The organism is Sphingomonas sp. Leaf23 (assembly GCF_001421585.1).
Lineage (GTDB): Bacteria > Pseudomonadota > Alphaproteobacteria > Sphingomonadales > Sphingomonadaceae > Sphingomonas.
This window is the reverse complement of the sequence record NZ_LMKR01000002.1, coordinates 553,402-575,932: the sequence shown is the minus strand read 5'-3', so window position 1 is coordinate 575,932 and position 22,531 is coordinate 553,402. Positions and strand designations below refer to the sequence as shown.

13 protein-coding genes are annotated in these 22,531 nt (G+C 70.4%); all 13 read right to left on the bottom strand.

The window, feature by feature from the left end; all coding sequences use genetic code 11:
- The 13 genes from ASE67_RS06485 to ASE67_RS06425 all read right to left on the bottom strand — a co-directional run bounded on the left by ASE67_RS06485 (position 1) and on the right by ASE67_RS06425 (position 22,490).
- Positions 1–774, bottom strand: a complete 774-nt coding sequence (locus tag ASE67_RS06485; protein WP_055758080.1) for a CPBP family intramembrane glutamic endopeptidase — start codon at positions 772–774, stop codon at positions 1–3.
- A gap of 2 nt (positions 775–776) precedes the next feature.
- Positions 777–3,890: a CHAT domain-containing protein gene (locus tag ASE67_RS06480; protein WP_055758077.1), complete on the bottom strand. Its 3,114-nt coding sequence runs from the start codon at positions 3,888–3,890 to the stop codon at positions 777–779.
- Complete coding sequence (locus ASE67_RS06475) at positions 3,887–11,116, bottom strand: filamentous hemagglutinin N-terminal domain-containing protein (protein ID WP_055758075.1); 7,230 nt, start codon at positions 11,114–11,116, stop codon at positions 3,887–3,889. Before ASE67_RS06475 ends, ASE67_RS06480 begins: the two co-directional genes overlap by 4 nt.
- A gap of 9 nt (positions 11,117–11,125) precedes the next feature.
- Entirely contained in the window at positions 11,126–12,820 is a 1,695-nt protein-coding gene (locus tag ASE67_RS06470; RefSeq protein ID WP_156348530.1) for a ShlB/FhaC/HecB family hemolysin secretion/activation protein, read from the bottom strand.
- A 107-nt stretch (positions 12,821–12,927) separates the two neighbouring features.
- Positions 12,928–13,476, bottom strand: a complete 549-nt coding sequence (locus tag ASE67_RS06465) for a hypothetical protein (protein WP_055758069.1) — start codon at positions 13,474–13,476, stop codon at positions 12,928–12,930.
- Positions 13,473–14,366 (bottom strand): NlpC/P60 family protein, encoded by an 894-nt coding sequence (locus ASE67_RS06460; RefSeq protein WP_268795353.1) that lies wholly within the window; start codon positions 14,364–14,366, stop codon positions 13,473–13,475. Before ASE67_RS06460 ends, ASE67_RS06465 begins: the two co-directional genes overlap by 4 nt.
- Before the next feature lie 166 nt (positions 14,367–14,532).
- The gene (tssH, locus tag ASE67_RS06455) at positions 14,533–17,154 is read right to left on the bottom strand and encodes a type VI secretion system ATPase TssH (RefSeq protein WP_055758065.1); all 2,622 of its coding nucleotides are present in this window, start codon (positions 17,152–17,154) and stop codon (positions 14,533–14,535) included.
- A 37-nt stretch (positions 17,155–17,191) separates the two neighbouring features.
- On the bottom strand, positions 17,192–17,785 hold the full coding sequence (locus ASE67_RS06450; RefSeq protein WP_055758062.1) for a hypothetical protein: 594 nt from the start codon (positions 17,783–17,785) through the stop codon (positions 17,192–17,194).
- A complete protein-coding gene (gene tssG / locus ASE67_RS06445) occupies positions 17,782–18,825 on the bottom strand; it encodes a type VI secretion system baseplate subunit TssG (RefSeq protein WP_082457027.1) in 1,044 nt (347 codons plus the stop codon). The genes ASE67_RS06450 and tssG overlap by 4 nt, the downstream gene beginning before the upstream one ends.
- A complete protein-coding gene (tssF, locus tag ASE67_RS06440) occupies positions 18,789–20,666 on the bottom strand; it encodes a type VI secretion system baseplate subunit TssF (RefSeq protein WP_082456980.1) in 1,878 nt (625 codons plus the stop codon). Before tssF ends, tssG begins: the two co-directional genes overlap by 37 nt.
- Positions 20,663–21,190, bottom strand: a complete 528-nt coding sequence (tssE, locus tag ASE67_RS06435; RefSeq protein WP_235511814.1) for a type VI secretion system baseplate subunit TssE — start codon at positions 21,188–21,190, stop codon at positions 20,663–20,665. The genes tssF and tssE overlap by 4 nt, the downstream gene beginning before the upstream one ends.
- Positions 21,191–21,200: 10 nt before the next feature.
- Positions 21,201–21,992 carry a type VI secretion system accessory protein TagJ gene (locus ASE67_RS06430; RefSeq protein ID WP_055758054.1) on the bottom strand — a complete coding sequence of 264 codons (792 nt, stop codon included), beginning with the start codon at positions 21,990–21,992 and terminating at the stop codon, positions 21,201–21,203.
- 3 nt (positions 21,993–21,995) lie between these two features.
- Positions 21,996–22,490, bottom strand: coding sequence for an Hcp family type VI secretion system effector (locus ASE67_RS06425; RefSeq protein WP_055758051.1), 495 nt, complete (start codon positions 22,488–22,490; stop codon positions 21,996–21,998).
- Between the last annotated feature and the right edge of the window lie 41 nt (positions 22,491–22,531).

The following is a 22,531-nucleotide window of genomic DNA, read 5'->3' as shown; positions in this document are numbered from 1 at the left end:
TCACGCCGGCCGCCGCCACCACACGAACGAAATCGCCGCCAGCAGCGCGATGGCCATCGCGAAACTGCCGTTCAGCCCGGCGGTCGACCCGCCCCACCGCGCGGCACCCGACAGGTCGAGGTCGACGATCGCCCCGAACGGCCCGACGCCCGGATTGGGGTCCAACCCGACGCCCAGCTGTTCCACTGCATTCCACGCGACATGCGCACCGATCGCCGCGCCCAGCCCGTGGTGCAGCGCCAGCAGGCCGAACAGCACCCCGCCCAGCAGCATGTTGACCAGCATCACCGGTACCGCGCCGCCCAGCACGGCATGCAGCGCGGCAAAGGCTAGCGCGGTCAGCGGCACCCCCGCCCGCGCCCCGATGCCCCGCACCAGCAGCGGCTGGACGACGCCGCGAAACATCGCCTCTTCCGCCACCACCTGCACCAGCACGACCAGCAGGCCGAACGGCAGCGCAAGCGATAGCGACGATCCGCCGCCCCGGCCCAGCGTGCCGGCAAGCGCGCAATAGCCGATCGCCAGCAACAGCGCGCAAAGCCCGACCGCCGCCCCTTGCGCAAACCCGGACCAGCGCCACGCGACGCCGCCCACCCTGCCCAGCCCCCATGCCAGCAACAGGATGGCGCCGAACACGATCGCACCGAATCCGGCCTCCGCCACCACCGGCGAAGCGCCCCGGACCAGATGGTCGGCAAAGGGCGCCACGCCCCACAGGCACACCCATGTCGCCAGCACCCCGGCCAGCGCCAGCGCGATCGCCCGCGCCCGCACGATCAGCGCGCCGCGACCCGCGCGCCTGCCCCGCCGCTCAGCATCGACTTGGCGCTATCCCCGACCAGGAAATACGGCCCCCAATAGAAGGGGTGCGAATATTGCGGCTGCGCGATCAGCGTCCGCTGCGCGCGTTGCAGCGCCTCGCCGATGCTGTGGGTGCGCGCCTCGCCATAGAAGCTGCGCATGAACTCGGTACTCTCCCGCTCGGCCGACACCTGCCAATAGGTCGCCAGCACCGACCGCGCATTGGCGGTCAGGAACGCGCGGACCAGCCCTTCCAGCGTCGAACCCGGCTCCTCCTGCCCGACCGCCCGGCGCAGCGCCTCGCCCCGCACGCCCGCCGCCGTATCGCATGCCGACAACACGATCAGGTTCGCATCGAACTTCAGCTTGGCGATTTCCGAGAAATCGAGCAGCCCGTCCGACCCCGGTTGCCCGAACGACGTGACCAGCGCGGGCGGCGACTTGGAACAGCCCCACAGCCCTTCCTCGATACCGTGCGTCGCGAAATGCACGACCTCATATTGGTCGAGGTCGCTGCGCCCCTCGACCGCGCTGTCGCTGAACGCCGCACCGGTCACGAACTGCGCGTCGCGCGTGCCCAGCGCGCCAGCGGCGATGTTCAGCTCGCGCCCGTCGATCGGTTTGAGCGACCGGGCGATCGTGCCCAGCCGGTCGGCGGCGACCATGCACCCGAACCCGACCCGGATCTGGCCCGGCGCATTGGGCAGCGGCACCGGCGATCCCGGCTGGTTCTGGCCAAAGCCCAGAAACGCCCGCTGCGCGCGCGATGCGGGTAGGGCGCGCGACACCAGGAACGATCGCGGCGACAGCGCGGTCGAAATTGACGCGTTCGCCGCCAGGAACGCGGTGCGCGAAAAATCGAACGGATCGCGCTTGGGTGCCTCCGGCGCATCGGGGGTGTAGCGCGTGACCAGCACACCCACCGGCAGCCGTTGCAGCGGCCCCGACGGATCAACCACGATCGCCCGCGACGCCGCCAACACCGGCGCCGCTGGTCCGCTGACCAGCCGGTACAGGGTGTAGGCCCGCACCTCGTCGAACGGCACCAGCTTGCCCAGCGCCAGGTCGCCGTCGATCGATGCGCGCAGCTGTTCGGCCAGTTGCAGCACCGCGCCGCGCGCCGCATCGCTCTCCGCGACCTGATACAGATACGTCCGGTCGGCGGTCACCACCATGCCATAGATGCGGCGGTTGAGCGTGGTGAGCTTCAGGAACGTCTCGCCCGGCTGCAACGCCGTGCGCAGTTCGGCCAGCGTCGCCGGGCTTTCGTCCAGCGTGCGGTACCGCGGATCGGCGGCCAGTTGCGCGTCGACCGCGAGCAGCCGGTTCTCCGCCGCCTCGCGCGCGCGGTTCAGTTCGGCGGTCGAGCTGCCCGGTGCTCCCTCACCCCCGCTCGACAGCGCATAGCGCAGCCGGGTGAGTTCGCGCTCCAGATCGGCGCGTTCGCGCACCGCCGCGCCCACCGCCGGATCGGCGGTGACGACGTTGCGCAATTCGGTGATCTGCCGTGCGACCGCCGGCTCGCCCGCCGCCTGCACCGCGCGAAAGAACAGGTCGTAGGTGTCGGCCGCCGGCCGGGCGGATTCGGCGACCAGCAGGTCGAGATAATCCTCCATGCCGATCGCGCCGCTGGGCGCCGTGCCGCCCGATGCGATCACCGCATCCACCGCATCGCGAAACGCCGCCCGCGCGTCGTTGCGCGAGGCACCGGCGCGGGCATAGACCGCCGCGCGCTCAAGTCCCGCCTCGGCGATCGCCGGCTCACTGCCGGTCCCGGCATTGGCGATCGACCCGCGCCGCAGCAGTTCGACGGTGGTGGTATAATGGTCCAGCGCCGCGCGATAATCGCCCGCCTGCGCGCGTAACCGTCCCTGTTGCCGCGCGATCCGCGCCCCCAGCCAATAGAGCTGCGTCTGGTCCAGCCGTTCGTTGGTGAGCGGGCGATAGATCGCGGCGGCGGCATCGATCTCGGTCAAGGCCCCGGCCCGGTCGCCGCGTCCCAGCAAGGCGATGCTGCGCGCATAATGCGCCTGCGCGTCGAGCACGAGCCGCGACAACTGCGCCGTATCGGCGAGCGCGGGCATCCCCCGGTCGCCCGCCGCCGGCTGGTTCAGCGCGACCAGCGTCGCGGCATCCTGCAGCGGCCGGTCGGTCGCACCCGGCATCCCGCCGGTACGGTCGAGCGTTGCCAGCGCCTCGATAAACGCACCCCGATTGATCGCGTCCAGCGCGCGATAGGTGTCGAGCTTGCGCAGCAGGAACGGCGTCCGCGTCGCCGGCACCGCGACGAAGATCGCGCGCGCATCCTCGAAATGCTGCGCGGCGGCATCGGGGAAGCGGATGTTGGAATCGGCCAGTCCGGCCTCCAGCAGCAATTCGGCCTTCAACGCGGGCGGCGCATCGGGGGTCAGCCGGGTCAGCGCATCGTTCAGCACGCGCGATGCCTCGACATGCAGCCCCTTGTGGTTGAGCGCGATCCCCTGCGTCAGCGCGGCGCTGGCGGTCGCTTCCGGTACCGGCAACGTGTCGCCACCTTGGCTGCCGGCGCGCAGCGGCAGGGTCGCTGCATCGACGCTGGCGGTCGCGACATAGGTCGCGGCGACCGTCGGGCGGCGCAGGCCGGCGGCGATGGTCAGCGCCTCCTCGACCTGCGGCAAGATCGCCGGCGCACCCGCCGCGACATAGCGCCGCTGTCCGCGCGTCAGGTCGAGCCGGATCGATTCCAGCCCGGTCTGCCTGTCGAAACAGCGCGCGGCGCCCCCCGGCGTTCCCGCGATCGTCACGTCGCGCCGGTCGGCACAATCGAATTGCGCGTCGACCGCGGCGACCGCCGCCGGTTCGACCGGTACGATCCGGATGCTGCCCAGCGGGCGGCTGGCCGCGACGCTGGAACAGGTGATGGCATAGGCCCGCGAAAACGGGTCGGGCGTCGCCGCATCGCCCCAATTGCGCGCCGCCGAACAGCGTTCGCCCGCCGCATTGCTCCCCAGGTTGAAACTGTCGAGCCGCGCGGGTGGCGTGGCGGTGCACCCCGCCAGCACGGCGGCGGCGACGCCCGACAGCAACGGGACGATACGGCTGGGGATCAAGGCTTCGGCTCCTGCACCGGGACAATGGGGGCGGCGACGGTCGGGGCGGGGGCGGCGGCATCGGCGGGCGTTTCGGGCGCCAGCGCGGGCAGCCCGCTCAGCAACGCTTCGTTATTGCCGCCGATAATCGGCGTGAAGGGTAGCGACACGTCCTGCAGGATGCCGAACACCGCCTGGCTGTCCCAGTCGAAGACCTGCAGCGTCGGCTGGATGACGATCGTCGTCAGGCACCCCGCGCCCGACCCGGCCAGACAGCCGTTGATCCGGCTGTTGGGCAGCAGCGCGGGCTGGATATCGATCACCGGATTGCCGAGCAGCGCCGCCCCCGCCCCGGTGATCCCGTTGATCTCTCCAAAAAAGGCGAAGCTCGCCGCCGATGGCGTGCCGAAGGTCGCGATGCGCAGCGCCGGGGTGACCGGTGCCGCCAGCGACCCGACCGTGACGCCCGATGACCGGCCGGGCACTGCCGTATTCTGGAACAGCGCATAGTCGCCGAACCGGACGCTCATCGACCGCGCCGCGATCATCGTCGTCGCATCGGGCGCGAAGAACCCGCCGCCCAGCTGCGTGTTGTAGAGCGCCGAATTGGGGTTGCCGATCAGCGCCTGTGCCTGCGCCCGCCCGGCATCGCCCGGCTGCAACGTGTCGAGGAACCCGGTCGTCAGCCCTGCCGCGATCCGGTTGCCCCGCAGGTCGAGGTCGTTGTCGCCCAGCAGCAACCGCCCGCCCGCATCGCTGGTCGCGATCAGGTGGATCGTCGCGGCATTGCCGGTCGTGCCGTCGCCGCCGATACGGATGCTCCGCCCGCTGCCGGTGGCGCTCACCTGCCCCGTCACGCGGATATCGCCGGTCGACAGCATCTCGACCGACCGGCCGATGCCCGGCGTCAGCGCCATCGTGCCGACCTCCATCGCGCCGGCACCACTGTCGAACGTCACCGTGTCCGCTGCGACCTGTCCGACCTCGGCCGCCGACAAGCGGAAGCCGTCGCTGCGCGTGCCGTCGCCGATACGCAGCGCCGTCGTCGCCGGATCGCGCGTGGCAAAGCGCACGCTCGATCCCTGGACGGCACCCGACAATTCGGCGTCGGCACCCCGGATCGACACCGACGGCCCGCCGCTCAACGCGCCGGCACGCACCAGCCCCGCCGCATCCAGCGTGATCCCGTTCCCACTGCCCGATGCCAGCGACAGCCCCGCACCACTGGTGACCTTCAACGCCCCGCCGGCCCGCGCCGCGCCCAGCGTGACGCCCGCACCGTCGACCGACAGCGCGCCACCCGCCGTCACCGCACCCGCATTGACCGCCCCGGTCGCACTGAGCGACAGGTCGCCGCCCGCCGCCGCATTCTGCAGCGTCAGCGCCGATCGCGCCTCCACCAGCAGCGCGCGTGCCGCCGCCAGCCGGTCGCGCACCTCGATCGAGGTACCGCGCAACGTCGCCGATCCGGCCGAATCGACGCTGGCCAGGCGCGCCGTGCCTGCATCGACCGACAGGTCGCCCCCGGTCGTGCGCAGCGCCGTCGCCCCGCCGCCCGTATCGCCCAGCGTCCCGGCAGTTTTGATCGTCAGCGCCTGCGCCGTCAGCGACCGCAGGCTGATATCGCCCGCCTCCAGCGTCGCGGTCCCGCCGACCGTCGCCGTGCCCAGCGCCAGCGTCGATCCGGCGCGTGCCTCCAGCGTCCCCGCGGTCAGGTCGCCTGCGCGCACCGACCCGCCGGTCGCGATCAGCGATACCAGGCCGCTTGCCGTCACCTGTCCGGTCGTCAGGTCGCCACCTGTCAGCGTCACCGCGACCCGCCCGACCTTCAGGTCGCCGGTCGTCACGCTCGCATCATGCGTCAACCGGTCGACCGGCGCATTGCCGTCGAAGCCGCCCAGCGATCCGGCCTCGACCGATCCCAGCCGGATCGCCTGCCCCCGCCCGGCGCGCACCGCCAGCGCGGAACCGGCCCCGGCGCGCAGTGCCGCACTCGACAGGTCGATACCCGCCGTCGCGTCGAGCACCATCGGTGCCGCACCGCCCGCCGTCCCGGTGGCCGTGCCGCTCGCCAGCGTCAGCCCCGACGTCCCGCCGATCGCGCCGCTGGTCGCGACCAGCCGAACCTCGCCACCGGCCTGCTGATTGCCGTCCAGCGCGATCGACCCTGCGGTGACGCGATAGGCACCACCCGCCGTCACCGCACCCGCCAGCGTCGCCGTACCACTCGCCCGCGCCGTGACGTTGCCGCCCATGCCGACCGTGCCCAGCCGCAGCCCACTACCGGTCGCATCCGCCACCAGCGATCCGCCGCCGGTGACCGTCGCGACGTCCACCGACTGTCCGGTCAATGCCGCATCGCCGGTCGCCGCCACTGTCGTCCCACTCAGCGCCCCCGCCCGCGCCGTCGCGGCGACAGCGCGCCCCGCCAGCCGCTCGAACCGTAGCGCATCGGCGGAAGTGACACCGACCGTGCCTCCCGCCGTAACCGTTCCCAATGTCCCGGTCGTGCCAGCGGCAAGCGTCGCATTGCCGGTCGCCTTCACCGTACCGATCGTCAGCGCACCACCCGAGGTGGCGGCCAGATTACCGCCGGATTCCGCCGAGGTAACGTCGATCGACTGCCCGCCAAGCGTCACATCGCCCGTCCCGACCGCCGCTGCGCCGGCAAGCGCCCCGCCCCGCGCGGTCGCGATGACATTCCGCCCTGCCAGCCGGTCGAAGCGCAGCGCGCCTGCCGACGTGGCATCGACCGTGCCTCCCGCCGTGACCGTTCCCAGCGTCGCGATCGTGCCAGCGGCAAGCGTCGCATTGCCGGTCGCCTTCGCCGTGCCGATCGTCAGCGCACCACCTGATGTGGCGGCCAGATTGCCGCCGGATTCCGCCGAGGTCACGTCGATCGACTGCCCGCCAAGCGTCACATCGCCGGTCCCGACCACCGCTGCGCCGACAAGCGCCCCGCCCTGCGCGGTCGCGGTGATGCTGCGCCCTGCCAGCCGCTCGAAGCGCAGCGCGCCCGCCGATGTGGCATTCAGCGTCCCGCCCGCCTCGACCGTCCCCAACGTGCCCGTCGTCCCGGCGGCAAGCACCGCATCGCCCGTCGTCCGAACTGCACCGATCGCCAGCGCCGCACCGGTCGTCGCCGACAGCGCCCCACCACTGTCCACCGATCCCACGTCGATCGACTGCGCGGTCAGCGTTGCATTACCCGCGGCCACCACCGCCGATCCGCTCAGCGCGCCGCCCTGCGCCGACGCCACGACGGTCCGTCCCGACAGCGTGCCGAACTGCATACCGCCGGTCGTCGTGATGCCGAGCGCACCGCCGGCGGTCACGTCGCCGAACCTGCCGGCCGCTCCGTTCAGCGTCGCATCGCCCGTCGCCGCGACGGTGCCGATCGCCAGCGTGCCCGTGGCGTCCGCCGTCAGCGTCCCGGCATCGATCCGGTCGAGCGTCACATCGGCACCGCTCAGCGTCACCGCCCCGGCCGAAGTGAGCGCGGTCCCCCGGATCGCCCCGCCGGTCGCGCTGATCGAGGCACCCGATACCCGGCCGAACGACAGGCCCTGCGCCCCTGCCAGCGTCACCGCGCCCGATCCATCGACCGATCCGAGCAGCGCCCGTCCCGCCGCCGTCAGCGACAGCGTGCTTCCGGTCACCGGCCCGGTCACGATCAGGTCGCCGACCGTCGCCTTTAGCGCGACGGGCAGCGCGCCGCCGTCGATCCGGTTGGCGGTGATCGCCGTCGCGGTGATCGAAATATTGCCGCCGACCACATCGCCCAGCACCGCATCGGTGCCGACCGTCAGTGAAAAGGGCTGTCCCGCCCCCGCCGACAGGCTGGTCCCGGTGCCCGCGACGAAGCCCGCGACCCGGCCATTGGGTGCCGCCACCGTCAACGCACCGGTCGCGCTGCGGACGAACGGCGTGCGGATATCGCGTCCCGACCGCACCGTCACCGCGCCGTTCGACGCGACGCCATCGGCGATCGACACATCGGCTCCGGCCCCGGTCCCGACGATCGACGCCGTGCCGCCCGACGCCACGCCCTGCACGAACACCGGCCCCAGCGCGTTCAACGCGACATCGCCCTGCGCGGTCGTGACCCGGCCCAGCGTGAGCGCACCACTGGCCGCCTGCACCTGCACGCCGCCGCTGGTGTCGATCGTGCCGCCGTTCACCGCACCGCCGGCGGCAACCGCCGACAGGCTCGCCGCACGCACATTGCCGAACCGCACCGCATTGCCGGTCAACGCCACCGCGCCATCGGTGGTGATCGCGCCGGTCGTCACATCGCCCGCTGCGCCCAGCGTGACCGGCCCGCCGACCCGTATGTCGCCGGTGCGGATCGCCGCACCGGTGGCGGTCGCCCCGGTCGCTGCCAGCCCGGCGGCCTGGACCGCGCCGACCGTGACGCCCTGCCCATCGGTCGTCAGCCGCACCGTGCCGCCGGCATCGATCCGGCTGTCGGTCAGGTCGATCGCACCGCCCGTCGCGCGCAACGTCACGTCTTCGCCGCCGCTGCCGTCGCTGTCGGCCCGGATCGACAGCCCGGTGCCGCTCCGCGTAATTCCGCCCGCTGTCGCCGTCGCGCGATACGCCCCGCGCGCGGCCTGCGTCCCGCCCAGCGTGATCGCCGATCCCGACAGGGTTGCCGCCGCATCGGACGCAAGCCCGCCGGTCACCGCCACCGACCCGCCCGTCGATGCGATGCCCACGCCGCCACCGGTGCTGCGCACCGCACCGCCGACCGTAATCGCCCGCGTGGCGTTCACGTCGATCGCCCCGGCATCGCTGGTCAGCGCGCCCGTGACGCCGATCCCACCACCCGCCGTCAGCGCGACACTCCGTCCGGCCGCACTGCCAAGCGACAGGTCACCCGACGTCGCGGTCAGCGATACCGCCCCGCTGCCGCCGCGCACATCGCCCAGCGTCACGCCGGTCCCGCTGGCCGTCACCCCGGTCGCCGCCGTCAGGCGCCCGGCGCGGAGCACCCCCCCGCTGGTCAACGTGACCGCCCGGTCGCGGCTCTCGATCGCGCCCAGCGTCAGCGCCGTTCCGCTCGCCAGCGTCACCGCGCCGCTGGCGCCGATGTCGCTCTGCACCGACAGCGTGCCCGCAGCGCGCAGGTCGATCCCCTGCAATGCGCCGCTCACCGCAATCCGCCCGACGCTCAGGTCGCCGCCGGTGCTCTCCGCGGTGAAGCCGTCGACCAGATCGAGCCGCCCGAAGCGCAGCGACCCGGCCGAACGGAACGCACCGCCGGTCGACGTATCGCCATCCAGCGCGGCGATCGTGCCCAGCGACCGCGCGGTCACATCGCCCAGTTGCACCGGCGCATCGCTGGCGGTGAACACCCGCACGGCCAGTGCGCGGTTGGTCCCGCCGGTAATCGCGCTGCCATCGGCCAGCACGATGCCCTGCGCGCCCGCCGCCTGCAGCTTGATGACGTCGCTGCGCCGGCTGCTGCCCGACTGGATCGCCAGCGCACGCGACCCGGTGATGCCGCCGTTCAGCGCGGTGACGTCGATCGCGCCGCCGCTGCGCAGCGTCGCACCACCCAGCGCCACCGACCCACCGCGCAGGCTCACCGCATCGGTCGCGACAACATCGCCGCCGACGCCCAGCGCGCCGCCCGCGACGGCGGCGATGCCCGCGCCGCTGGCGATCCCGCCGGTGGTCACCGCCCCGCTGCCGCGCACCTCGACCGCGCGGTCGGATGCCAGGTCGCCGGTGACGATCGTCGTCCCGCCGATCGACAGCGCCTCACGCACGTTCACATCGCCAAGGCCGATCGCCCCGCTGCCGACCGCACCGCGCAGCGCCCGCGCGTCGACCGAACCGATATCGATCGTGTTCGCACCGTCGCGCAGCGTCAGTTTAAGTCCCCCGCGCCGATCGTCGCCCGCGATCAACCGGCTGCGGTTGCCCAGCGTGATGTTGCCCGCACTGCTCCCCAGCGTTTCGAGCAGCAGCCCGTCATCGCCGGTATCGCCCGACCGCAGCGTCACCGCGCCGATGCCGACGATATCGCCATCGGTCGAAGCAACGCGGAACTGCCCGCCGGCGCGCTGCGTCACCGGATCGGTCGCGCCCAGCGTCACGCCGCGCCCGGACAGCAGCACATCGCCCCCGGCGGTGACATTGCCCGCCACGGCCAGGGCACCGCCCGATGCGATGGTCAGCGTGTCGCGGGTCTGCACCGCCCCGCCGAACGTCACAGCACCGCTGGCGCCGGCCGTGATATCCGCATCGCGATTGTTGGTATTGAGCGCGCCATCGACCAGCAGCCGCGCGACCCCGCCGGTCGCTGCCGCATCGCCTGCGACGGTGACGCCGCCGACCGCCGTCGCCGGCTTGCCCGCCGACAGCACGATCCCGCGCGATCCGGTGCTGGCGGTCGTCACCGCCGCCGATACCTGTAACAACGAATCGGTCAGCGTATCCTGCGACGCCAGCGCAAAGATCGCATTGTTGCCCGCCACCGTGCCGCGCACATACTGGCTGGTCCCGGCGACCGCGCTGCCCCGGTTCAGCGTCACCGACAACGGGCTGCCCGACCGATAGTCGAGCGTCACGTCGCTGGCAGTGACGAAGGCGACATCCTGCCCCTCCGCCACGAAATTGCCATGCGCGTCGATCTTGGGCGCCAGCATCACCAGCCCGCGCGTGCTGCCATCGACGCGCAGCTTCGCGCCCTGCTGCACGGTGATCGCCGCCTGGCTGTTGGCGCTGCCCTGCAACCGATAGCTGTTGCCCGCGCCCACGAAATCCTCGGGCTTGATGTCGAGCGTGGTCAGCACCAGCGACCCGGTGTTGAACGCCGCCTTCGATCCCACCAGGATGCCGTTGGCGTTGTGCACCCACACCGCGACATTGGGATCGCTGCTGAGCTTGCCCAGCAGTTGCGACGGCTTCGTCGACACATCGCGGTTCAGCACGGCGATATCACCGCGCAGCCCGCCCAGCAGCCGCGCGTCGGTGAAGTCGATCTCCTTGCCCTCGGGGATGTTGAACCCGTTCCAGTCGATGACGGTGTTGCGGGCGTTCAGGTCGACGCGCAGCTTGTCGCCACTGCCGCGGAAATCGGGCTTGAACCCGTCCGTCCGGATGTCCTTCACGTCATCCTTGGTCGGCAGCCGCACCTCCACGCTCTGGGCCGTGGCGACCGCCGGGTACAGCGCACCACAGGCGGTGGTGAGCGCGAGGACGGCGCGAAGGCGGCGAGCGGTGGCGGCGACGGGCATGGGGGTTTCCTATCGGGCGCGATCGCGCAACTGCGCGGTCAGCGAAACGAGTACACGCGCCGGTGGCCGACGTTCGTCGAGCAACAGCGCCTTGTCGAGCGGCTTGGCATAGGCGACGTCGAGCACGACGCTACCGGGCAGCGACAGCCGGACGCCGCCCCCCACACTCTTGAAATTGCGCGGCCCCTCGATCGCGGTGCGGTCGAGGTTGCGCAGGTAGAGATGGTCGTAGAAGCCGAAGAACTGCGCCTGCACCGGCGACCACAGCGGCACGTCGGCCCGCGCCTCGAACCGGCCGCCGACCGCATGGTCGCCGCTGTTCGAACCCGGATCATAGCCGCGCCCGATGGTCAGGCTGCCCAGCGCGAATTCCTCGTAGTTCAGCAGCGGGTCGTTCGACCATTGGAACTGGCCCTGTGCCGCCACGCTGAACACCGGCCCGACCCGCACCGTCGCGTCGATCGCGCTGCGGAACACCAGCGCCTGCGGATTGCCGTCCAGCCGCGACGTCAGCGTCCCGCTGCCAAAGCCGCGCTCGCTGGCGTCGAGGACGCCCAGTCCCTTGCGCAATTCGCCGGTGGCGGAAATCGACAGCCAGACATTGCCGTTCGCATCGACGAACTGCCGGTCGCCATCCAGCCCGATGAACACGACGCGCAATCTGTCGCGGGTCAGCGTCACCGCGTCGCGACCGCCGCCGACGCGCGACACCTGGTCGATATAGTCCAGCCCGCCACGCACCCGCGCATTCGACCGGATCGATCGCGCCAGCGGCCGTGCCACGTCGAATCCGGCGATCAGCGTATTGGTCCGCAGGTCGAGCGCCCCCAGATCGGGCCGCGACCATGCATAGGTCGCGCGCGCACCGAAGCTGGTGCCGGCGCTGTCGACCTCGAAGATATGCCCGCCCTGCACGATGAACTGTTCGGGGAAATCGACCGCCGCCGACGCACCCAGATAGGTGATGTCGCCAAGGCCGGTCAGACCGTACAGCTCGCCGCGCGCATAAACGGTTTCACGGCCCAGCAGCCGGGAATTATAGTTCTGGACGTTGGCGAACAGCGCGAAGCGGCGCGAGCTGACCGTCAGGTCGCCGATCACGTCGCCCTGCTTGCCGCCCGACGCGCGCAGCGACAGCGCGACGTCCAGCCCCGGCACGTCGCCGGCCAGCAGCAGCAATCGCTCCGCCTCGCGCTCGTTCAGCGGGTCCATGGCCTGGATCTTTGCCAGCCGCTGGCGCAGCAGCGGTTCATACCGCCCGGCATCGCCGCGCACGCGCAGTTCGACGATCCGCGCGGTCACAACCTCCAGCCGCAGTACGCCGTCGGCGATCTCCTGCGCCGGGATCTGCACCGACGCGATCCATCCCTCGGAACGCAGCGCGGCATTGGCGCGGTCGCGAATGTCGCACACCGCCGCAATCGACTGGTCGCCCGGCATCGGCTGCACCTTCGCCAGCGCCTCGGCGATCTGCGGTTGCAGCGGCGCGCCATCGGCCCGGCTGAATGCGACGCGGTTGAGCGACACGCGCAGCGGCGACTCCGCGAACGGGCAATTGCCGATGGCCAGCGCGCCGCGCGAATCTACCTCGGCACGCGATGCCCGATCGGGATCGGGTGCGGGCGGCGTCACCTCCTGCCGGCTGGGCAACGGCGCGACCTGCGCCCATCCCGCCGCCGGAACGGTCAAAGCGACCGCCCCCATCAGCAGCTTCCAACGTCCCGAACCCAGCTTCCGCAAACCGATACTCCCCCTTGTTGCCGACGCCGGTTGTCCCGTGTCGCCGGCCAGATGCTACGCCCGGAAGCGCGTCAGTCGTATGACTCGTAATATATCTGGTCGAGCCGCCACCCGTTCTTGCCCAGCGCAAATTCCATATCGCCGATCCGGACGCGATCTTTCGCCCAGTTCGGATCGACCTTCGCCGTCGTGGTGGCTTCGACCAGCTGTCGCTGGGTTTGCCCCTCGCCATTGGTGTTATCGGGATTGTCGAGCAGCTTGCGGAGCACCGGCCCGACCTGTGCCGGATTCAGGCGAACCTTCGGACTGTCGTCCAGGTCGCCATGCTGCATCACCACCGGCGCACTCAGCGCAGCAAGTCCCGCAGCATCGTTCGCCAATGCAGCGGCGCGAAACTTCGTCCAGAACGCCTGAAACGACTGCTCCTGCGCCGAAGCCGCCGGTGTAGCGGTCGCCGTCACCATCGGCGTCGCCGGCGCGACTGGTGCCTCGGCCGGCGTCTCCACCGGCGCGGCGGGCGCTGCCGCATTTGCCTCGACCGCCGTATCGCCACCGCCGCCACAGGCCGACAGCAGCAGCAGCGTACCCAGCCCGATCGTCATCGTTACCGGTCCCTTCATCGTCCCTCCGGCCAGCGCATGGCCTTCACTGTGTATTGCTTGAGCGGGTAGCCGGAGACCTTCACCTGGTTCCCCTGATTGCCGCCCAGCAGCTGGATATGCGTCGCGGTCTGTCCGACGAAGAACGCGACATGGTTCCCCGACGACGATCCGGTCGATCCGTCGACCCCGCGCGGCGTGCGATAGATGTGGACGATGCAGCCATAGCGCGGCTCGCTCAGCGCCACGCCAAACTTGCCCCAGTCGGCGGCGCGCGCGCTGCGGATGCCGCGAATGCCGGCCTGTTCGAGGCACCAGTTCACGAACGACGCGCACCACGCGACCTCATCGGTCTTTGCGGCCAGCGTGGTGGTGGCGTGATATTCGACGATGCGCGGATTATGGGTCCGCCCGGCGACTTCGGCCACGCCCTTCTCGGCCAGCGCCACCCGCATCCACGGCGCGCCGATGGTCGATCCCGGCGGCTCCAGCTGCGCGCTGCGATGCGGCGCGGGCCGTGCGGCGGGGGCCGGACGGGCCGGCGCGGGCCGGGTCGCGACAGCGGTCCCGCCCATCCCCCGCCCCAGTGGCGCATCGCCGATCGGCAGGTTGCGGATCGACGGCGCCGTGACCGCGCGGGTCGGCGTGCCGCCGGTCGATCGGGCGGCGGACGGCGTGCGCGGCAATGCCGATCCGTTGACGCCCAGGCTGGACCAGGTTTTCGCGCCGACGACGCCATCGACCTCCAGCCCGCGACTCTGTTGATAACTGCGCACCGCGCGCTCGGTCGACTGGCCGAACACGCCGTCCAGTTCCAGCGGTGGCCGGGGGCGGGCCGTGGTGTTCAACAGATGCTGCAACATCTGGACCTGCTGGCCCCGAGCGCCTCGATCGATCTCTCCAAATCGCACGATTCCGTCTCCGCCTTATTATCGGCGCAACGTTGAACGTTCCGCCTTCGCAATGGATGCATCGTTTACCGTCTTTTGTCGGTCGCCCCCCGGATCGACGCCCCGGCGATCATCCACGCCGCCAGCGCGCATCGAACAGGATGATCGCAAGCCTAAGTCGCTGCAATCACTCGCCCGGACCATCCACCGCGCCCGATGCACCATCGAACCGATAGGTCAGCGCATCGCCGTCGACCGCCACCGCGATCGACCGCACCTCGTCACCGCGCATCCGCCGTTCCAGCAGCGCGACCGACATGTCGGGCAGCATCGAATTGGTCAGGATCGCATCGATCATCCGCCCGCCCGATGCCGCTTCGGTACAGCGTTCGACGATATGGTCGACCACCGCCGGATCAATGGTGAGCGCGATGCCGTGATTGTCGCGAATCCGCCGTTCGATCCGCCTCAAATGCAGCCGGACGATCCCGGCCAGCATGTCCTTGCTCAGCGGATAATAGGGCAGCACCGACAGCCGCCCGAGCAGCGCCGGCGGAAACACCTTCAGCAATTCAGGGCGAAGCGCCGTCGCCAGCGCATCGGGGGCGGGTGCGGTCTCCTCGTCCTCGGTCAGCGTCGCGATCAGGTCGGTGCCGACGTTCGACGTCAGCAGGATCACCGTGTTGCGGAAATCGATATGCCGCCCCTCGGCATCGTTCATGAACCCCTTGTCGAACACCTGGAAAAACATCTCGTGGACGTCGGGGTGCGCCTTCTCCACCTCGTCCAGCAGGACGACCGAATAGGGGCGTCGCCGCACCGCCTCGGTCAGCACGCCGCCCTGCCCATATCCGACATAGCCGGCCGGAGCACCTTTCAGCGTGGAGACGGTGTGCGCCTCCTGAAACTCGCTCATGCTGATGACGATCATCGAATCGTCGCCGGAAAACAGCAGCTCGGACAGGGCGTGCGCCGTCTCGGTCTTGCCGACGCCCGATGGCCCGCAAAGCATGAACACGCCGACCGGCTTGGCCGGATTGTCGAGCTTTGCGCGACTGGTCTGGATACGCTTGGCGATGGCATCCATCGCATGATCCTGCCCGATCACCCGCGATTTCAGCGCATCGCCGATCGTCAGCACGCTGGCGATCTCGTCCTTCACCATCCGCCCGACCGGGATGCCGGTCCAGTCGCCGACCACCGCCGCGATCGCGTCGCTGTCGACCACGCCGAACACCATCGGATCATCGCCCGCCGCGTCGCGCGCGGCCGCCAGCGCGGTGTCGAGCGCGCCCGCATCGTCGCCGTCGCGCGCCGCGCGCACCGCGTCCAGCGCGTCGCGTTCGGCGGTCCATTTCGCCTCGACCGCCTCGACCGCCGACCGCGCCTCGCCGATCGCCGCGTCCAGTTCGGCCAACCGATCGTCGCGGCGATAGCGTTGCTGCGTCTCACGCTCGACCACGCCGCGCTCCGCCTCCAGCAGCTCCAACCGCCGCCGCCGATCCTCGACCGCCGCCGGGGTCGCGTGCTGCGACACCGCGACCCGCGCGGCGGCGGTGTCGAGCAGGCTCACCGCCTTGTCCGGCAATTGCCGGGCGGGCACGTAACGCTGCGACAGCGTGACCGCCGCGCCCACCGCCTCGTCCAGCACGACCACGCCGTGATGCGCCTCCATCGCGCTAACCACCGATCGCAGCATGTCGACCGCGACGCCCGTCTCCGGCTCCGCCACGTCGACCGGCTGGAACCGGCGGGTCAGCGCCGGGTCCTTTTCGAAATACTGGCGATATTCGGCATAGGTCGTCGCCGCGATCGTACGCAGTCGCCCGCGTGCCAGCGCGGGTTTCAGCAGGTTGGCGGCATCGCCCGTCCCCGCCTGCCCGCCGGCGCCGACCAGCGTATGCGCCTCGTCGATGAACAGGATCACCGGGCTGGCCGCGCCCTCGACCTCGTCGATCACCTGCCGCAGCCGCTTCTCGAACTCGCCCTTCACGCCCGCGCCCGCCTGCATCAGCGTCACGTCGAGCGCGCGCAGCGTCACGCCCTTCAGCGCCGGGGGCACGTCGCCATCGGCGATGCGGCGGGCGAACCCTTCGACCACCGCCGTCTTGCCCACGCCCGCCTCACCGATCAGGATCGGGTTGTTCTGTCGCCGCCGCAGCAGCACGTCGACCAGTTGGCGGATTTCGGCATCGCGCCCGACGACCGCGTCGATCTCGCCCGCGCGCGCCTTCGCGGTCAGGTCGGTCGAATACCGCGCCAGCGCTTCCCCCGCCGGGGCCGGGCCGCTCGCCGCCGGGGTCGCCGGATCACCGGGCGCAACCGCGTTCGTCTCCGCCGACGGCTTCACGATCGCATCGAACTCCGCGCCCAGCCGGTCGGCCGCGATCTTGCGCCATTCGCCACTGGTCGCGAACAGCGCGTTGCGCAGCGTCGGCGTGCGCAGCATCCCGTACAGCAGATGCCCGGTGCGCACCTTGCCCGCGCCGAATTGCAGCGAGGCATAGAGCCAGCCCTTCTCGATCGCCTCCTCGACCTGTGGCGCGAAGTCGGAAATCGCCGACGCCCCGCGCGGCAGGATATCGAGCGCGCCGACGATATCACGCGCCAGCACCGCATCGTCGATGCCGAACGCCGCCCGGATCGCGGCGATATCACCGGTCGAATCCTGCACCAGCAAATGCAGCCAGTGGACCAGTTCGACATAGGGATTGCCGCGCATCCGGGCGAAACCGGTGGCGGATTCGATCGCCTGCAACGCGCTGGGATCGAGGCGTCCGAACAGGGCGGTACGGCTGATGTCGGTCATGCTGATCCTTGTCGGTCGATGGGCTTGGGCGAATGGACTAGTGGAGGGCGCGGCGCATGTCGGCGATCGACTGCGCCCCGGCGAGGGAGGCCGTTTTCGTTCGCGCGGCATCGATCGCGAACCCGTTGGTCGCGGCGTCCCAGCGAAAGGCGATCGGTTCGCGCGGTGCCGCGTTCGGCGAATAGGACTGGAACACCACGCCGATGCCAACCGGCGCACCCGACGACAGGATGCCTGCCGCGACCGGCCCGCCGCAGCTGGTGGTTTCATACTCGCCCTGCCCGATCGTCGGGACCAACGCGACGCGATCGCCCTGCACCACGCCGGCAAAACATCCCGGCACGCCGGGGGCCAGCATCGCCCTGCCCGTGACCAGCGCGGCGACCGCTCGATCACCCGCGATCAGCCGGAACGACTGCGCCCGGCTCACCCTGACGTCGCGCCAACCGGCGCGGGCGGCGCCCGCCTCGGCCGCCGCAACACTGGCCGCACTCGCCGATCCGGACATTTCGGTACGTGACGCCTCGATCGGCAACGCCTGTGCAGCGGACGCACCACAACCGATCAGGAACAGGGCCGGCATCAGCCGCCGCATCGCGCCGCGCGCGCAGATGCGGATCGTGGCCGTCATGCGACCCCGCTCCCCTGCGACCGATCCGTTGCCGCCCCGTCGCCAGCCCGCCGCAGATGCGCGTCGCGGCGCACCCCTGCGCCGCCGCCGCCCAGCCAGCCGCTCCACCCCAGCCGCGTCGCACCGTCCAGCCGGGCGGGGGTCGCGTCCGCCCCGTCGATCTCCAGCGCGACATCCCATTCGAGGTGGCTCGGCGCAAAGGCATCGAGCGCCTCCGACAGCACGCGGAAGCGCGCGCCTGACGGCATCAGCGCCGCATAATCCGCCGCCGATTTCGCGCAGATCACGACGCGGAACGCATCGCTCACCACCTTGGCCCGGCCGCCCAGCATCACCTCGTCGCCCAGCCGCGCGAACTGCCGGCCCAGCCGGGTGCGATCCTCCGCATCGATGTCGCGCCAGCGCGGCTGATATTCCTCGACCCGCACCGCCTGCCCCAGCAGGTGGGTCAGGGCGTCCTCGATCGCCCCGGCGCTGCGCCGCCCGGCGAACAGCGCGGCATAATGCACCCGCCCCGCCGCCGGAAACGCGGCGTCGGGCGATACGCCGTCGCCCGCTCCGGTCAGCCGCGCCAGCCCGATGGCGAAGCGATCGTCCTCCGGACGGTCTGCCTGTGCCGCCGGCTGCGAATCGCTCCATGCGCGAAAGAAGAATTGCAGCATCCGGCCGGCCAGCAGGTCGAGCCACCGCCCGAACGGTCGCGCCCGCGCATAGCGCCGCTCGAACGTCGCGAACTCGGTCATATGCTGCGGCAACGGGCCCATCGGCCCGGTCAGCCCCAGCCAGTATCCGCCGACCCGCGCCCGGCCGCCGCGCACCTCCACCTCGGCCAGCGTGGAATCGGGAAAGGCGAGCGAGGGCACCTGCGTCAGGTCGGCGACGCTCTGCGCCGGCCGCCGCGCCCGGCCGACACGTGGCAGGTGCCGCGCCCGCGCCTCCGCCCCCCGTACGATCGGGAACAGCCCGAAGCGCCCGGCATCGGCGGCGGCATCGGCCAGGAAGGTCAGATGGTCGGTCGGCGACCGATCCTCAGCGGCCATCGCTGAAACTCCCCTTCATTGGCGCTTGCGACCCAGGTTTCGGTGAAGCTGTTGATGCTGCTGAATTCGGCCAGAAACCGTTCGAGAACCGCGGAGAACAGGAACATCCGCCCCTTGTCGAATGCGGCATCGTCCAGCGTGACATGGATGCGATGCCCACGCGCGATCGACATGCGGTCCATGCCGGGCACCCGCCGCGCGACGCGTTCGGACCGGATCGCCGTCACGCCATCGACCTGCCGCCGCGACGCCGCATCGTCCTGCCGCCCATACAGCGCCAGGTGATCGCGCAGCACGCCGGGATCGTCGCCGTCCTGCGGCGCCAGCGTGGTATAATTGGGTGTCAAATGCCCGATCAGCCGCCACGCGGCATCGCCCAACCCCATCGGCGTCTGCGGCTTGGTCGGCGCACGCAGCACGCTGACGGTGCGCGCCGGCACGCCCGATACGGTGAAGTGATGCTCCCCGCGAAAGGTCAGCAATTCGGGAAGCTCGCGATTGGTGACCAGCGCGCGCACCGCCAGTTCATCCACCCCGTCCAGCCGCGATGCATCCCCCGGCGAGGTCAGCGCGATCCACGTCTCCGTGCCCGTATACTCCCCGCGCCGCCGCAGCCGCCGTTCGCGCGTCGACAGCCGGCGCGGGCGCAGCTGCGTGGTATAGAACAGCGCTTCGTTCCAGTCGTAGAGCAACGCGCCCGGCGCATAAAGTGGCGCGACCGTCCGCGCATCGACATTATTCGCGGCATAGGCCTGTACGTCGAGGATGCGGAACACCTCGTAATCGAGCGGCCGCGCGCGGTCGGGCACGACATGATGTTCGTGATCGAACCGCGACACGCGCACCCGGCCCAGCTGCTTTTCGAACAGATTGATCGCCGGCGTCGCGAACAGGCGGAAGTTCGACGGGTCCAGCGCATTGTGCAGGATCTGCGCCGATCGTGAGAACAGCAGCACCACGTCGCACGCGGTCGGGCTGACCCGGAACGCCCGGCCCAGCCCCTTCAGGTCGACGAACAGGAACCGTTCGGGACAGGCGAAATATTCGGTGAGCAACCGATAGCCCCGGAACGACCGCAGCTCGGGCGGCAACAGCGCCTGATCGTCGTCGAACCCGACCTGCCCCGGTTGCGGCAGGCGCATCCACCCCTCCGGCCCCGCCGCCGCATCGGCCGACCGCGCGATCGTCGCCACCGTTTCGCCGATGAGCTGGCGATAGAGTTCGGCCGGCACCGCCTCCGACCCCGCCAGATAGAGCGGCAGCGCATCGGGCAATATCTGCGGCAACGCCGCCCCGCCGGTCGTTTCGAACCGCAGCCGCAACCCCGCCTCGGCCCGCACGTCGGCGGCGGTGGCGAAGGGGGCGACGGCGGCACGGCTGGGCAGATATTCGGCCTGGGTGATCTTCAGCGGCCACAGCGTCACGTCGTGCCCGGTGCGGAACTCGACAGGCACGCCATTCTGTTCGGTCGCCGTCGCGGTCAGCGGCGTGCCGCGCGGCACGACATAGCCCTTGGTCAGGATCGGGTCGCCGTCCTTGGGCGCAAAGGCGGCAATGCACATCGATGGCGTCGGCGCGAGGTAATGCGGCTGGACGGCATGCAGCAGATGGTGGGTGAATTCGGGATATTGGTCCGCGATCTTCAGCTGCACACGGGCGCCGAGATAGGCGACCCCCTCGAGCAGCCGTTCGACATAGGGGTCGGGGTCGGTCGGGGTCTTCAGCCCCAGCCGCCCAGCCACCGCTTCATGTTCGATCCCGAACGCCCGCGCCTCTTCGCGCAGATAGGCGAGTTCGTCGTTATAATAGCGCAGCAGGCGCGGATCGATGCCGGTCGTCATTCGCGCACGTTGACGGAGGCGGTTTCGGCCTCGACTTCGGTTCGGAACTTCACCGGCATCGTCTGCGCCGCCGCGGTGATGTCGCCCTGGATCAGATAGGTCAGCGCGTGCGGATCGCTGGGGTCCTCGACCGGATCGACCGTCAGCCCTTCACGCGACAGGCGCGGTTCGAACAGCCGGATCGCCCGCCGGATCTCGCGCGCCCGCGCCAGCACCGCCCGCCGGTCGAGCGTGCGGCCGGCAAGGTCGGTGAGGCCGTAATTCAGCACCGATTCCTTCACATGCGGATAGGCGTCCAGATCGACCAGCGATTCCAGATTGGTGGTGTTGAACAACCACGCCAAATCGCGGCGGATCGTCGCGCGCAGCGCCGTTTCGTTGAAGCGCTCCAGCTTGGGCACCGAATAATAGCGGAATTTCTCGCGCGCGACGGCAGGCGCGGTCTCTTCGTCGTCGCGCATGCCCGAAATGTCGAGATCGGCGACCAGCTTGTCATAGAGCGTCGGCGTCAGCCGTTGCCGCACCGCCACGGGGTCAGCGAAGCTCGACCGAGCGGATCGAGAGCAGCGCGCGATCCTCGCCGTCCGATGCAGTCCACAGCCGCTGTCCGACACCGCGCCCGTCGTCCCGCCACCCGGTCGCGCGCGCGGCCAGTTCGGCCGGATCGTCAGACAGGTCGGGATAGCGCGCCGGCAGCAGCGCGGCGACGCGCGGCCCCGCCTTCAATGTCAGTTCGACCGGTGCCCACACGATATCGCGCAGGTCCTTCGGCCCTTCCGACGTCATCCTTGCCACCGCGTCGAACGGCAACAGGCCGTAGCGCCCGCCGATGATCGCCTCCACCACCGGGCCGAAGCGCGGATCGGCGTCCGCGATCCAGTCGACGTCCACGCCGTCGATGGTTCCGGGCGTATCGGGCGCGGCATCGAACGCCGCCGCGCGGACCTCCTCCGCCTCGGCGGTCGCGCCGGTTGCTGCCAGTTGCAGCGCCTCGGCGACGCCATCGGCCCAATCCGAGCCGCCATGAATGATTGCGCATTCGCGCCCGGCCATCACCGCCGCGCGCGTCGCCTCCGCATCGATCGCCTGACCGTAGACGACCGAGAGCATCTGCGCCTCCGGCGACAGCTGCGCCAGCGCGGTCAGATGCGTCTTTGCCTTCGCCCAGTCGCCCTGCACCGCCAGCAGCTGGAACAGGAACAATCGGGTCGGCACATGGCCGGGATCCGCCTTGACGACTTCGACCAGGGCACGGCGTGCCCCGTCGAAGTCGCCGGCACGCAGCAGGTCGTCGGCCTGCGAACCAGAACTGACGACCGCCGCCATCGTTTAGCCCGCCTCGTTCTGGCGGATATCGTAATAGGCGGTGACGACGCCGCCGTCCTTGCCACCCTGCGCGTTCTGCGCCTGATAGTCGAAGGTCACCTTTGCACAGTTGAACGTGACCGATTCCATGATCGCATCGCCGCCCGAGGCACCATTGTTATGGATGTCGGAGACGATGATGTCTTCCAGCTTGATCTTGTAATAGGTCAGCGGGTTGTTGCCGTCGCCCGCCTTCTGCGAATAGATGACCGCTTCCTTGATGTGCTTGCCCGAAGCGCAATGCTTGAACAGCAGCGGCGACGACTTGTCGACTTCCTTCTGGATGCGGATGTCGGAGATTTCGGCCTTGCCCGAACCACCGCCGGCACCGCCGCTGTGGAACGAACCATGCTGCACGGCGCCGAAATCGAACGAGATGATATCGATTTCGCCCTGGTGGTTCTTCTTGGACGATTCACCATGAACGCCGTCAATTTTGAGGAAAAGATCGACTGCCATTGACTTACTCCTGTTACAAACCGTGAAAGCCCGGACGAAAA